The organism is Ruegeria sp. C12 (assembly GCF_056537745.1).
Window position 1 is genome coordinate 209,584 of sequence record NZ_JBQFSA010000009.1, and the last position, 12,127, is coordinate 221,710.

Consider the following 12,127-nt stretch of genomic DNA (forward strand, 5'->3'; position numbering starts at 1 on the left):
CATCATGGGAAATTCAGTAGAAATCAAAAATCTCGACCTGCGGTTTGGATCGGTTGAAGTCCTCAAAGACCTCAATCTCGATATCGGAAAGGGCGAATTCCTGGTGCTCCTGGGCTCGTCCGGATGCGGCAAGTCCACCCTGTTGAACTGTATTGCAGGCCTGCTGGATATCTCCGCTGGGCAGATCCACATAAACGGTCAGAACGTTACCTGGGCCGAGCCGTCCGAACGTGGCATCGGCATGGTGTTCCAGTCCTATGCGCTCTACCCGCAGATGACGGTCGAGGGGAACCTGTCCTTCGGCCTTAAGAATGCGGGCCTGCCAAAGCCTGAGATCGCCGAGCGGATCAAACGCGCCTCGGAAATCCTGCAAATCGAGCCGCTTTTGAAACGCAAACCTGCCGCCCTGTCCGGTGGTCAGCGTCAGCGTGTGGCCATCGGGCGTGCGTTGGTACGCGACGTCGATGTATTTCTGTTTGACGAGCCGTTGTCGAACCTCGATGCGAAACTACGCGCGGATCTGAGGGTCGAAATCAAGCGCCTGCACCAGAACCTCGAAAACACCATGATCTACGTCACCCACGACCAGATCGAAGCGATGACGCTGGCCGATCGGATCGCGATCATGCGGGGCGGTCAGATCATGCAGCTGTCGTCCCCTGATGAAATCTACAGCCGCCCGGTCAACAAATATGTGGCGGGCTTCATCGGATCGCCGTCAATGAATTTCATGGATGGCCAGATCAAGGACGGTCACTTCGAAGTGGGCGAGCAGAAGATCCCGCTGTCCGGCTACGAATTCTCTTCGGAGGGTTCGATCGAAGGCCCTGCGACCTTGGGCATCCGCCCAGAACATGTGGTCACCGGAGAGCTTGTGCAGAACGCGCCCTATCTGATCGATGTGGATATCGACCTGATTGAACCAACTGGCTCAGACAAGCTGGTGGATTGTGTTGTTGCGGGCAACCATTTCCGCGTGCGCATGGAGGGGCAGGCCGATGTGAAGGTCGGTGAGAAACTGCGACTTGGTTTCGACCTGTCACAATCCTCGCTCTTTGATATTCAATCGGAATTGCGGCTCTAAGCCGCTTTCCAATCCAGAAAACGGGCCGAAGCCATCCCCTCAACTTGATCTTAAAGGACAGATCATGCCGTCTATATCCTATCAGCTTTATTCCTCCCGCAATTGGGACGTTGAAGAGACCTTCAAGATGCTCGCCGAGTTGGGCGTCAAAGAGGTCGAAGGTGTTGGCCCTTACTATGAAGACCTGGCCAAGACCAAAGCCTTGCTCGAGACCCATGGCATGACCATGCCGACGGGCCATTTCGCGCCCGATCTCGTAGAGCACGAACCGCAAAAAGCCATCGAGATTGCCAAGATTCTAGGAATCAAGACGGTGATCGTGCCCTTCATTCCGCCGGCCGAACGCCCGACAACTCTGGCCGGTTGGCAGGAATTTGCCACGCGTCTGGCCAAAGCCGGCGAACCGATCACCGCCGCTGGGTTTGAGTTCGGCTGGCACAACCACGATTTCGAGTTTGTTCCTGTCGACGGGCAGATTCCGCTGGATATCATCGCCGCCGCTTCGGACGACATCATGCTTGAGCTGGATTTGGCCTGGGTCAAAGTGGCTGGGCACAACCCAGCGAAATGGCTAGCGAAATATGCCGACCGCATCACCACCGTGCACGTCAAGGACCGAGCCCCCGAAGGTGAAAATGCCGATGAGAGCGGCTGGGCCGATGTTGGTCACGGCATCATGGACTGGCCCGCGATCAAGCAGGCGATGGATGCCGCCGGGGTCGAGCGTTATGTCATCGAGCATGACAACCCCAATGACCACGTCCGCATGGCGACCCGCTCGCTGGCCACTGTTCAGGCATTTTGAGGGATCGCAGACATGAAGACTGTTGGTGTCGGCATCATCGGCTGCGGAAATATCTCGAACTCTTACCTTAAGCTCGCGCCTCTTTTTGAGGCGCTTGAGGTCCGGGCGGTTGCCGACCTGAACATGGATGCCGCCAAGGCACGGGCCGAAGAGTTTTCCGTCCGCGCCGATACGAATGACGATCTGCTGTCTGCTGATGACATTGAGATCATCGTCAACCTGACGATCCCGGCGGCACATTTCGATGTGACCAAACGGATTTTGGAGGCAGGCAAACACGCTTATTCCGAAAAGCCCTTCGTGCTGACCCTTGAAGAGGGCGAAGCACTGCGGAGCCTGGCGGCGGAAAAAGGTCTGCGCGTAGGATCGGCGCCGGACACCTTCCTAGGCGGTGCCCATCAACTCGCTCGTGCAGCCATTGACGAAAATCTGGTCGGGGACATCATCGGTGGTACCTGTCACGTAATGTCGCGCGGAATGGAGGCTTGGCACCCCAATCCGGACTTCTTTTTCCAGCCCGGTGGCGGACCCATTCTTGACCTCGGTCCCTATTATGTGACCAGCCTGGTGCAACTTATCGGGCCGGTGAAAGCGGTGACAGCCATGGCTTCGGCCAGCTTTCCGACCCGCACCATCGGCAATGGCCCGCGCGAAGGCGAAACCGTGCCTGTGGACACGCCGACCAATATTCACGCCGTGCTTGAATTCGAAAACGACGCGCTGATCACCCTTGGCGCGAGTTGGGATGTTTGCGCCCATCGCCATGAGAATATGGAGCTCTATGGAACTGATGGTTCGCTGTACCTTCCTGATCCAAATTTCTTTGGGGGTGAGGTTTATCTAGCTAAGCAGGACGGCGATGCCACCGCTATTGCGTCTCGCAATCATGCATTTGAGATCCCCAATGCCAAGGACGGGCAAGGGAATGACCGTGCCAACTACCGCTGTGCAGGACTTGCGGATATGGCCGCTGCCGTCGCCACGGGAAGGCCGCATCGTTGCAGCTTGGAACTAGCGACTCACGTGGTCGAGATAATGACCGCAATCCTACAGTCAGCTGAAGAACGACGCTGGGTCGATATAGTCACCTCTTGCGAACGTCCGGATGCGTTGCTCCCGGATCAAGCCCGCGCTCTGCTCATTTGAGTTGCACTCCTATGGTTGAACCCCCAAAGGCCACCCGAAATCATGTCTTTATTGTCATGGGCGTGTCTGGTGTTGGCAAAACCACTATCGCACGCAGTCTCGCGGAGCGACTGGACGCTAAATTCATTGAAGCCGACCATTACCATCCGGAAGCCAATCGAAGGGCCATGAATCGGGGTACCCCGCTCAACGATGAGATGCGATTGCCGTGGCTGCATGCATTGTGTGAGGCCGCAGAAACCGCCCGATGTCAGGGGCATGTCGTCATGGCCTGCTCTGCCCTTAAACGGCAGTATCGTGACCTGTTTCGCACCCACGTCGGGCATTTAAAGTTCATTTTTTTAGATGCCGATTGCGATGCCATTGCACAGCGCATAGCGTCGCGCAGGGACCATTTTATGCCAGCATCTTTGCTGGATACCCAGTTCGCGACTCTGGAGCCGCCGCTCCAAAATGAAGGCGTTATCGCAATAGATGCCGCTGCTCCTATGCCGGTGGTCGAGGATGCCGTCGAAGCAGCTGCCCGATCGGTTCTTAGCTAGCAACTGTATTTCTCAAGCGGTCTGAGATGACCGTTTCTGACCTGATTTGACGACAGCGCTAGCAATGGTCACGGGCTTGCGGGCGACGGCTGTGATGACGACATTGTGTGGTTTTCCAGCGCCTCGGAGACGATCAGCAAATTCTTTGAGAACAGGATTGTGATGACTTGTCTCGCCGCGAAAGCACAGTTTCGGTTCCAGCCAAATCGACGCACTTGAACGATCGCTCCGACGACATCGGCTGCAACGCGGCGAAAAGTGTGCTTCACCTGCCAGCGGATGCTGCGTCAGCAATAGCTGCATGAGCAAATGGCGGCTGTGTCCCGCCAATCGGAACTGCAAAACCTATTTTAGAAAGTCCGGTTCGGGCTGGAGAGGGTCCACTTCTTGGAGTAAAGAGATGGACGGTTCTGAGCCCTGCGTGAAGTTAACTATCCTTCTGCTGTTTCAATTTTCCACGCCTTTAGCAACTGCGGAAGTGCAACATCCCAATCAACAACACCTGTCCGTTTGGCCCAGTCGTTGTATTGGCCAACTAAGTCTGCCTCTAATTCGACGTTACTCCCTCTCAAATCAGTCAACTCTGTGCGATCCGCTTCGACGTCGTAAAGTTCCCAATCTTGCCCATGCTGCCTGACAAGTTTGAACTGACCCAGCCGCACCGCCGAATTTCCCTCATGTTCGAAGAAGATAGGCTCTTCTCGCGCCCAATCCTGGCCGCGGAACAGGTCCATCAATGACTGCCCTTGCATGGGCTGAATTTCGTGGCCACCAACCTCACTTTGGTACTGACAACCCGTTGCGTCCAAGATAGTCGGCAAAATATCGACGACATGACAGGCCGCATGTGCGGTCGCACCGGAAGCGACCCCTTTCGGCCAATGCGCTATCAGTGGTGTCGAAATCCCGCCTTCATGGACGTAGTGTTTGAACAACCGAAATGGCGCATTCGAGACATTTGCCCACGGCTTGTCGTAGCTCTGGTATGTCTGGGCACCGCCCGGCATCACGTCGGGGCGGTTTCCCATTTCAATGGTTAGGCCGTCATTTGTCGTATCTGGGAAGAACTTTGCCCACCCGTCTTCCGCCATGAATTCAGCGCAACCACCGTTGTCGGACAGGAACAAAATCAAGGTGTCTTCAAACTGCCCAAAACGCTTTAACGAAGCGATGAGCCTGCCGATAGATTGATCCATCCGGTCAACCATCGCAGCATAGGTGGCCATCTTCCGTGCCTCCCAATCGGTATTCTGTTCAACCTCCCAAGGGTGAACAGCAACATCACGCGGAGATATTTCCCAGTTCTTCTGAAACAGGTTCATGCTGTTCATGGTTTCGTGTCGTGCGGTACGGATTGCGTCCCAACCGCCAGAATACACCCCGTCATATCGAGCGATGTCCTCGGGATGGGCATGCAGCGGCCAATGCGGTGCAGTATGTGCGAGATAAAGAAAAAATGGCTGATCGTCGGGCGTTTCTTCGATCATTCCAATCGCTTTGTCCGTGATTGCATCTGTGAAATAAAAGTCATCAGGGAATGTCATGACACGGCTGTCATCTTCGAGCATGTAATGCGGTGAGAAGAAATGGGTGACGCCATCGACGATCCCATAGAAGCGATCAAAACCGCGCTGTCTCGGCGTTGGGTGCTCAACATCTCCAACACGCCAACTGTCAACTTCGCGCGCCATGAAATCTCCGGCGACATGCCATTTGCCGGACATCAAAGTCCGATAGCCACCAGCACGTAGGTGCTCGGCAATGGTGGCGCTGTCATTCCGCAAAAACCCCTGGTATGCGGGCGTTCCCAGGTTGGCCCCCATGTGGCCCACGCCGGCGTTGTGCGGGTACAACCCTGTCAAAAGAGACGCCCGCGTAGGACAACAGCGGGCACAGTTATACATTGCCGTAAGCAGCACACCATCCCTTGCAAGGCCATCGATATTTGGAGTGCGTATTTCCGACCCGGTGGCACCCAAATCTGCAAAGCCCAGATCATCGGCCAGGATCAGTATCACATTCGGTCGTTTTCCTGTCGGCATTCGGGGGCTCCATTGCTACACTTGTGATCTTACCGCACGATTGAAGATGATCTTGTCCCCAAGCGACCCGACCACAGAAGTGTAGAGCCAAGGTTCTTTGATCATCCTGTCCGAGCGACTAGTTTGAGAACATGGCCTCCGTAGCACAACTAACCGACTGGATGATTACCGAAGGACGCCGCTCAGGCGACCCTGAGAAAGTAGTTTCTTATTTCTGCTCGTTCTTAAGTAAGGAAGGTGTACCGCTCTGGCGGGTCAATATCGGTCAGCGCTTCGCCAATCCGCTACTCATCGCATGGGGGGTCGTTTGGACCCCTGACGGAACAGACAGCTACGACGTAACTCATGAAACGACGTTGACAAAAGGGTATGTTGGTAGCTCATTTGAGTACATTCTGGAGCACAGAAAACCTCTGCACAAAAGCCTGCGACAGCTGGACCCAAAGACTGAGCACTCATCGTATGTTGAATTCGCTGGGTTAGGTGGCACAGATTACTATGCCACTTTGATGTATTATGGCGACGGATCTCTGCACGGCTGCACTTTTGTCACGCAGAAGCGAGAAGGCTTTTCACCGCAACATCTGGCGTTGATTGAGGCGGCACTGCCTGCTCTGTCTTCCGCTTTGGAACCCGTCACGATGCGCAAGTCAGCCCAGGGGCTGCTACGAACATATCTCGGCGACGGGCCCTCCGACGCCGTGTGGAACGGGCGGATCAAGCGAGGCGAGCGAACGACCCTTGATGCGGTCGTCATGTTTTCTGATTTACGAGGTTTTACGGCACTTTCAGAAGTCGCGCCAGAGGCAGATGTTTTTGACGCGCTGAGCGGCTACTTTGATCTGGTTGTTCAGTCTGTGGAAGACAACGGAGGCGATGTTCTCAAATTTATGGGTGACGGAATTCTTTCGATTTTCACCATCGAAACTCAGGCTAATCACGCAGAACGATGCCGAAAGGCAGCGCAAGCCGCAAAAACTGTATTGGCCGGTTTGACGACGCTAAACCGTCGCTGTGTCGAGGCTAAAAAGCCATCTTTGGATGTTGGGATCGGGATCAATGTTGGGCAAGTCAGCTATGGCAACATCGGCAGCCCAGGAAGGCTTGATTTCACGGTTCTTGGGGGCGCAGTGAACGTTGCCAGTCGAATTGAAGGGTTAACTAAGTCTATTGGCCGCAGAGTGCTGGCGACATCAGCGATTGCTGATGCCTCCCCTGATCTGTTTTCCCCTTGTGGGTTTCACGAAGTTCGTGGCCTTGCTCGTCCAATCGAATTGTTTTCTCTCGTCGAAGAAGAGCTTTGATTTCGTGCTGAACTGATTTTGGCTGCATCGCAAAAAGCAGGAAACGGGTATTGGGCGCCAATTGTCAAAAGGCTGGTTTGTCCCACATTTGGGGGTTTGCAAAGCCCGACGGTGAAGGTTCGGTTCGGGCTGGATACTGATTCAACTTGCGGCACAGACAGTCTGCAAGCTCACGCGATGTTTGGCTCAAGTGTTGAGCCGATTTATGTCCACGTCCGCAACTTCAGCCGCGAAGGCCTGTAAGGATTCATCAAGCACAACATCGCATCCCGGAACCACAAGATCGTTGGTTTGAGTGGCACCGACTTAGCGGGGGTTCGCTGACGCATAGTGACTGTGCGTTCTCGCTAGTGGCGAGCAGTTGTCCGACCTCCCATCTTCGGCCTGAAAGGAGACAACCGATGCTCGATACATATGCCATTCGCCAAGACGACATGCCTCAAGAAATGCGGTTTCTCTTGGACCAATACCCCCGCGACAGTTGGGAAACCCATCCAGGTTTCAAAGAAAAAACCAAGCATTGGCTCGGCGCGCATGAGATGTTCCGCCATGTTGCGGAACGTATTCGCTTGGATACAGAAGGGGTTTTGAGCAACGAGATGGGGTTGGACGACTACGTGGGGCGGCTGTCCTACTATGGCGGCAACCTAGTCGGGACCCTGCATGGCCATCACGGCTGGGAAGATCGCAGCTATTTCCCTGAACTTTCTGCTGCGGATCCTCGTTTTGATGCGGGGCTGGAGTTGCTGGAAAAGGATCACTTCGATCTGGATAAGGTGCTGAATGACTTCACCCGCACGGCGAACCGTGTGATTAAGCTATCCGCGCTTGATGAGGCGCAAGCTTACGATGAAGCCGGACAGCTACATGCGACGAGCGACACGATTGAAGCGTTCCTCAGACGGCATCTCAGCGATGAAGAAGAATTGGCCGTGCCAATCATCTTGCATCACCGGCTGAGAGGATGATGCTGAAGTCATGACCGACACGTCTACCGAAGAAGACCAAACTGATATCAACAAGCGCCGCGCACGGGGTGAATTCGTGCGCGGTGTCAGCGGCTTTCGCCACGCTATTGGCGATCCAGTGTTCCCGGCAGAACCTTATCGCTATCACCTGTTCGTAGCACTGAATTGTCCGTGGTGTCACAGAGTGACGCTGGCGCGAAATGTGTTGGGCCTTCGAAACAGCATCACGATGGACGTTGCATTTCCAAACCGCACCGGCGACGACGATCCAGAGGCGCCAAACCTATGGGAGTTTGCGCCTGATCGGATTGCATCGCTTACAAGTGAGACTTTGCCAGAATGCACGAGTGAGACCGGCACCGGCAAAGGACTGCGCCTTGCCAAAGAGATCTATCGTGCCGAAGGCTCTGAAGAGCAATCCCTTCCAATCCTGTATGACAAGATACAAAGACGCATTGTTAACAACGAAAGCGCTGAAATTGTCCGAATGCTGTACGCTGGGGTGGATTCTCTTGGCAGCACAATCCCGGCAGCTGATCGCGTTAAGCTCTACCCAGACGAAGTGCCGCGTCACCAAATTCACGACCTGAACGAACGGATATATACAGCGATTAACAATGGTGCCTACAAGGCCGGGTTTTCGTCTGATCAAACGATCTATGACAAAGCTTTTGACGCCTATTTTGAGACACTAGAATATTTGGAGGAGCATCTCTCAGATGGCAGGCTCTATTTGACAGGCAACCACTTTTCAGAAGTAGATCTTCGCCTGTTCCCAACACTCTATCGTCACGATCCCGTCTACTATGTGCGAATGAAGCTTAATGGTGCGAGAATCCTAGATTACCCATACTTGTGGCGGTGGCTGTGCCGAGTATATGCGTTGCCCGGAATTGCCGAGGCAGGGTCTCTTGTACACTGCCGCCAGGGTTATTTCGGACGCAGCTGGAATAGCGTAGTGCCCAAGGGGCCTTTCAAGCCGATGTCGTACCCTGAGGCCTATCACCACCCTGACCTTGCAACACTGTAGGCCTCGTCTAGGTGTATTTGGGAGGCCTAGCTTCGTAACCAAACGTTACTATTTTGGATTACGAGAGCACTTTTTCCCCGCATTTCGAAACCTGCTTATTCTTAGTTGCGAATGTCCGGTTTGGGCTGGAAGCGGATAGTGGGATATTCCCGGCTAAGTGTACACGACCATGGGAAGAATTAAGCCACAAGGAGTTTCCTCGGCAGGGCGCAACTCCTTGAAACCTGCTTTTTTTGTATGCAGCAATCGCCCGGCATTGCTCGGGTGTGGATCAGTGGCGATCACCGGTGCACCCTCCTCAAAAAGTGTTTTGAGCCTTTGGGTTTTTCCGAAAAGTGCGGGGGGTTGAAACACCGTGGGTCACAATTAGGAGACCAGAGTTGTTGGCAATCGAAAAGGGCACTTGCAGGAGGATCACGGATACGATGGCACCCTTCGCTGGCACCAGTGCCGAGTATATCACATGGTATCTCTTTAGATCAGAGGTACTTTCTTTTTCGCCAAAGCAATCTATGGAATTTTACACCTTTTTTCGAAGAGATAGGAAAACTACGAAACTCGGTTGCACGAGAGAACGCGGCAAATCTGCCTGTAAGTGCCCGACGATCCGTCGATAGCTTCAGGTCACTACCAGAGCATGGACGATACCTAAAAACACGCGCGCGCCCGTCCATTGGATCGGCACTGGTCTATTTCGCGCGGTCCAGCTTCTTGCGTGCCGCCCGTCGCACGAATGTTTCGGCGTCGCTCTTGGCAATCTCTTTCAACCGGTCCATCGCGGTGTTGTCACCGATCCGCGCCAGCGCCTGAGCGGCGACCTTGCGAATTTGGGCATTGTCCTTGGCTGTCATCTTAACAAGTTCGCCCCGCGCCTTGGCTCCACCCAGCCGTCCAAGCGCGTCGACCGCGGCAATTAGACCGCCTTCGTCCAGCTTGGGCAACGCTTTCAGGATCGGTTGCACCGCCTCTTTCTTGTTCATCCGTCCCAGCACGAATATTGCACGGGTCGTTCTGGCATTGGGTGCGCCGGCGTCCTCGATGACCCGGACCAGCGCATCCAGGTCCTCGGCCTTCGCCTTGCCGGCCAGTTCCTCCAGCGAGTGGCCACAATCGGTGGCCAGCATGCGCTCAGCAATGTTGTCTAGCTCTGCCATTGTCGCCTCCTTAGCATTCCTCGACATCGTCGTCGTCGTTGATGTTGTTGCACTGCGATGTATTCAGGTTGGGCAGCGCAACGTTGATGTTGTTAGTGCCGCAACCGGTCATCAGGTTTGTGAGGTCGCAACTGTCGTCACTGTCAATGTGCGAGTTGTCGCCGACCACATGGGTCAGTTCGTGCACCCATGTCCATGGCGATGCCCCTGGCCCGACCCAAAACCCTCGCCGGTCCGACGGGTGCGCGGCACACCCGAACGGGCTGGGGTTATTGACGTAATACCCAACAACATTCGCTCCCAGGTTCCGGCCCAAATCGAACAGTTCGTCTTCGTCATCGCTCACGCTGTGGCCGCTGCCCCGGCAATCGTCCTGCTCAAAAACCAGCAGCCCGGGGTTGTTCACCGTGATGCTGTCCGTTGGATAGATCCAGACATCGCACTCGTTCTGGTAAACGTCGTTGCCATTGTCCAGGTCGCGCTGGATCTGAGGCGTAGCCCCCTGGATTGTAACCAGCGCCACTTTGACAAATGGCATATTCTGGATTCGGTCCATCTGCGCCAAAACCGATCGGTTGCGGGGATTGTCGTTGCCGTAGACGCCAAGGATATCCTCGCGCAGTGAAAGGCGCCCGGTTTTGTCCAGGCACGAGCCCGCCACATTTCTGATGCTTGCACTCATGGCCCGGCCCCCTATTGCAGGTTAACCAGGACGGGGATCAGGCCAGTGCCCTCCTCCAGCGGTGCCAGCGCCTTGCCCAGCACTGCGCCAAACGCTCGGTCGCGGTCGATGGCTTTCATCGCATGGCCCGGCATGTCCGCCGAGGTCAGCAGGTCCCCGACCGCGATCGGCTCCATGCGTGCATCGACCTTGCAATAGACCTTACCGACCAACGCGATTGGCATCCGGTCCTCGACGTCGTGACGCTTGTCCATGACGATTCCCGGTTTGAAATCGCCGGCGCCCGAAATCACGCCTACCACTCTTGGATCATAGACACGTTCGCATGGCACCAGCGATCCGTCGTCGATCAGCGACATAACAGTGCCGGGGCTCGCATCGGCCACGGCACAGGCGGCCACATCGAAATCCTCGGCAAAGTCCGCGTTCTGCATGATAATGTCGCCGGCGTCACCATTGATATGGATCGTGGCTTGGCTCAGCGTCGTGTTGTCGCCGTCCGAGGCGAAGACCACGATATCGCCGTCGGCACCGTTGCCACCGATCCACATGTTGCCGCCGCCAGCATCTAGCCGGATACGGTCATCACCATTATCGGCCCGTAACGTGATATCGCCGTCGGCGCCGTTGCCGCCCGCGCGGTAGTTCCCGGAATCGCCGCTCATGTGGATCGTCGCCGCGGCCGTCGATTGCGTGCTTGCGCCGCTGGGCATCAGCACGAGGTCACCATCGGCGCCATTCGCACCCAGCCACAAGTTGCCGCCGCCGGCATCAAGGTGGATACGCCGTTCACCACTGACGGAATTCAGCGTGATATCGCCGTCCGCGCCATTACCTCCAGCCCGATAGTTGCCGGAGTCGCCGCTCATATGGATCGTACCCGCCGAAGCCGATTGGCTGGTCGCCCCGCTGGGCATTAGCACAAGGTCCCCGTCGGCGCCGTTCCCACCTAAATACGCGTTGCCACTGCCCGCATCCAGATGGATGCGTCGCTTACCGTCATTGGCATTCAAAAGCAGATCACCGTCGGTGTTGTCGCCACCAGCCGAGATGTTTCCGTTGTTCGAATTTATCGAAATAGCCATGAATATGTCTCCGTAATATCAGAGGTTTGTCGCCAGTCTGGGTGGATCAAAAAATAGGTAATTAAAATTTGTATAGAAGGGTGATTGCGTGTTGGTACAATAACGCCTCAGGCCCGAGACCGTGCAATAATTGTACCATGACAACCCGTTTTACGCAACTATCCTCAATCTCCGGGTCGTCATCGGCGCACGCAATTCAAACCCTTGGCCCAAGAGCACTTGCTATTGAGCCGGACACTCGCCGGCTCCAGCGAGCATTCGGCGGCTTGTTGTCCCTTGCCTCGG

The 12,127-nt window shown here is 55.3% G+C and carries 11 protein-coding genes; 7 read left to right on the top strand and 4 right to left on the bottom strand.

Translation table 11 applies throughout. The features are described 5' to 3' along the window. Window positions 1-4: 4 nt before the first annotated feature. The 4 genes from ACR0C9_RS18285 to ACR0C9_RS18300 all read left to right on the top strand — a co-directional run bounded on the left by ACR0C9_RS18285 (window position 5) and on the right by ACR0C9_RS18300 (window position 3,577). Window positions 5-1,084, top strand: a complete 1,080-nt coding sequence (locus ACR0C9_RS18285; RefSeq protein ID WP_170525028.1) for an ABC transporter ATP-binding protein — start codon at window positions 5-7, stop codon at window positions 1,082-1,084. Window positions 1,085-1,148: 64 nt separating this feature from the next. Then, window positions 1,149-1,889, top strand: coding sequence for a sugar phosphate isomerase/epimerase family protein (locus ACR0C9_RS18290; RefSeq protein WP_480582430.1), 741 nt, complete (start codon window positions 1,149-1,151; stop codon window positions 1,887-1,889). Window positions 1,890-1,901: 12 nt separating this feature from the next. Next, window positions 1,902-3,035 (top strand): Gfo/Idh/MocA family protein, encoded by a 1,134-nt coding sequence (locus ACR0C9_RS18295; protein ID WP_480781634.1) that lies wholly within the window; start codon window positions 1,902-1,904, stop codon window positions 3,033-3,035. Between the two features lie 11 nt (window positions 3,036-3,046). Continuing rightward, on the top strand, window positions 3,047-3,577 hold the full coding sequence (locus tag ACR0C9_RS18300; protein ID WP_170525039.1) for a gluconokinase: 531 nt from the start codon (window positions 3,047-3,049) through the stop codon (window positions 3,575-3,577). A 431-nt stretch (window positions 3,578-4,008) separates the two neighbouring features. Here the strand turns inward: ACR0C9_RS18300 and ACR0C9_RS18305 are convergent, their stop codons facing one another. After that, window positions 4,009-5,619, bottom strand: a complete 1,611-nt coding sequence (locus ACR0C9_RS18305) for an arylsulfatase (protein WP_170624453.1) — start codon at window positions 5,617-5,619, stop codon at window positions 4,009-4,011. A 131-nt stretch (window positions 5,620-5,750) separates the two neighbouring features. Between ACR0C9_RS18305 and ACR0C9_RS18310 the strand changes: the two genes are divergently transcribed. The 3 genes from ACR0C9_RS18310 (at window position 5,751) to ACR0C9_RS18320 (ending at window position 8,921) form a co-directional block, all read left to right on the top strand. Next, window positions 5,751-6,923 carry an adenylate/guanylate cyclase domain-containing protein gene (locus ACR0C9_RS18310; RefSeq protein WP_170624455.1) on the top strand — a complete coding sequence of 391 codons (1,173 nt, stop codon included), beginning with the start codon at window positions 5,751-5,753 and terminating at the stop codon, window positions 6,921-6,923. A gap of 401 nt (window positions 6,924-7,324) precedes the next feature. Next, the gene (locus ACR0C9_RS18315) at window positions 7,325-7,891 is read left to right on the top strand and encodes a hemerythrin domain-containing protein (RefSeq protein WP_170624457.1); all 567 of its coding nucleotides are present in this window, start codon (window positions 7,325-7,327) and stop codon (window positions 7,889-7,891) included. Window positions 7,892-7,901: 10 nt separating this feature from the next. Continuing rightward, a complete protein-coding gene (locus ACR0C9_RS18320; RefSeq protein WP_170624459.1) occupies window positions 7,902-8,921 on the top strand; it encodes a glutathione S-transferase C-terminal domain-containing protein in 1,020 nt (339 codons plus the stop codon). 689 nt (window positions 8,922-9,610) lie between these two features. Here the strand turns inward: ACR0C9_RS18320 and ACR0C9_RS18325 are convergent. Genes ACR0C9_RS18325 through ACR0C9_RS18335 form a run of 3 tightly spaced genes read right to left on the bottom strand, consistent with a single transcriptional unit; the run spans window position 9,611 to window position 11,842 of the window. Then, complete coding sequence (locus tag ACR0C9_RS18325; protein WP_480781635.1) at window positions 9,611-10,075, bottom strand: HEAT repeat domain-containing protein; 465 nt, start codon at window positions 10,073-10,075, stop codon at window positions 9,611-9,613. A gap of 10 nt (window positions 10,076-10,085) precedes the next feature. Next, the gene (locus ACR0C9_RS18330) at window positions 10,086-10,757 is read right to left on the bottom strand and encodes a hypothetical protein (protein ID WP_170624462.1); all 672 of its coding nucleotides are present in this window, start codon (window positions 10,755-10,757) and stop codon (window positions 10,086-10,088) included. Window positions 10,758-10,768: 11 nt separating this feature from the next. Next, window positions 10,769-11,842: a hypothetical protein gene (locus ACR0C9_RS18335; protein WP_170624464.1), complete on the bottom strand. Its 1,074-nt coding sequence runs from the start codon at window positions 11,840-11,842 to the stop codon at window positions 10,769-10,771. Window positions 11,843-12,127 lie beyond the last annotated feature (285 nt).

What these genes read in the sequence shown, in the direction of transcription:
- ACR0C9_RS18290 (WP_480582430.1), top strand. Translation starts at nt 1,149, where the DNA reads ATGCCGTCTATATCCTATCAGCTTTATTCCTCCCGCAATTGGGACGTT.
- ACR0C9_RS18315 (WP_170624457.1), top strand. Translation starts at nt 7,325, where the DNA reads ATGCTCGATACATATGCCATTCGCCAAGACGACATGCCTCAAGAAATG.
- ACR0C9_RS18285 (WP_170525028.1), top strand. Translation starts at nt 5, where the DNA reads ATGGGAAATTCAGTAGAAATCAAAAATCTCGACCTGCGGTTTGGATCG.
- ACR0C9_RS18320 (WP_170624459.1), top strand. Translation starts at nt 7,902, where the DNA reads ATGACCGACACGTCTACCGAAGAAGACCAAACTGATATCAACAAGCGC.
- ACR0C9_RS18310 (WP_170624455.1), top strand. Translation starts at nt 5,751, where the DNA reads ATGGCCTCCGTAGCACAACTAACCGACTGGATGATTACCGAAGGACGC.
- ACR0C9_RS18295 (WP_480781634.1), top strand. Translation starts at nt 1,902, where the DNA reads ATGAAGACTGTTGGTGTCGGCATCATCGGCTGCGGAAATATCTCGAAC.
- ACR0C9_RS18335 (WP_170624464.1), bottom strand. Translation starts at nt 11,842, where the DNA reads ATGGCTATTTCGATAAATTCGAACAACGGAAACATCTCGGCTGGTGGC.
- ACR0C9_RS18330 (WP_170624462.1), bottom strand. Translation starts at nt 10,757, where the DNA reads ATGAGTGCAAGCATCAGAAATGTGGCGGGCTCGTGCCTGGACAAAACC.
- ACR0C9_RS18325 (WP_480781635.1), bottom strand. Translation starts at nt 10,075, where the DNA reads ATGGCAGAGCTAGACAACATTGCTGAGCGCATGCTGGCCACCGATTGT.
- ACR0C9_RS18300 (WP_170525039.1), top strand. Translation starts at nt 3,047, where the DNA reads ATGGTTGAACCCCCAAAGGCCACCCGAAATCATGTCTTTATTGTCATG.
- ACR0C9_RS18305 (WP_170624453.1), bottom strand. Translation starts at nt 5,619, where the DNA reads ATGCCGACAGGAAAACGACCGAATGTGATACTGATCCTGGCCGATGAT.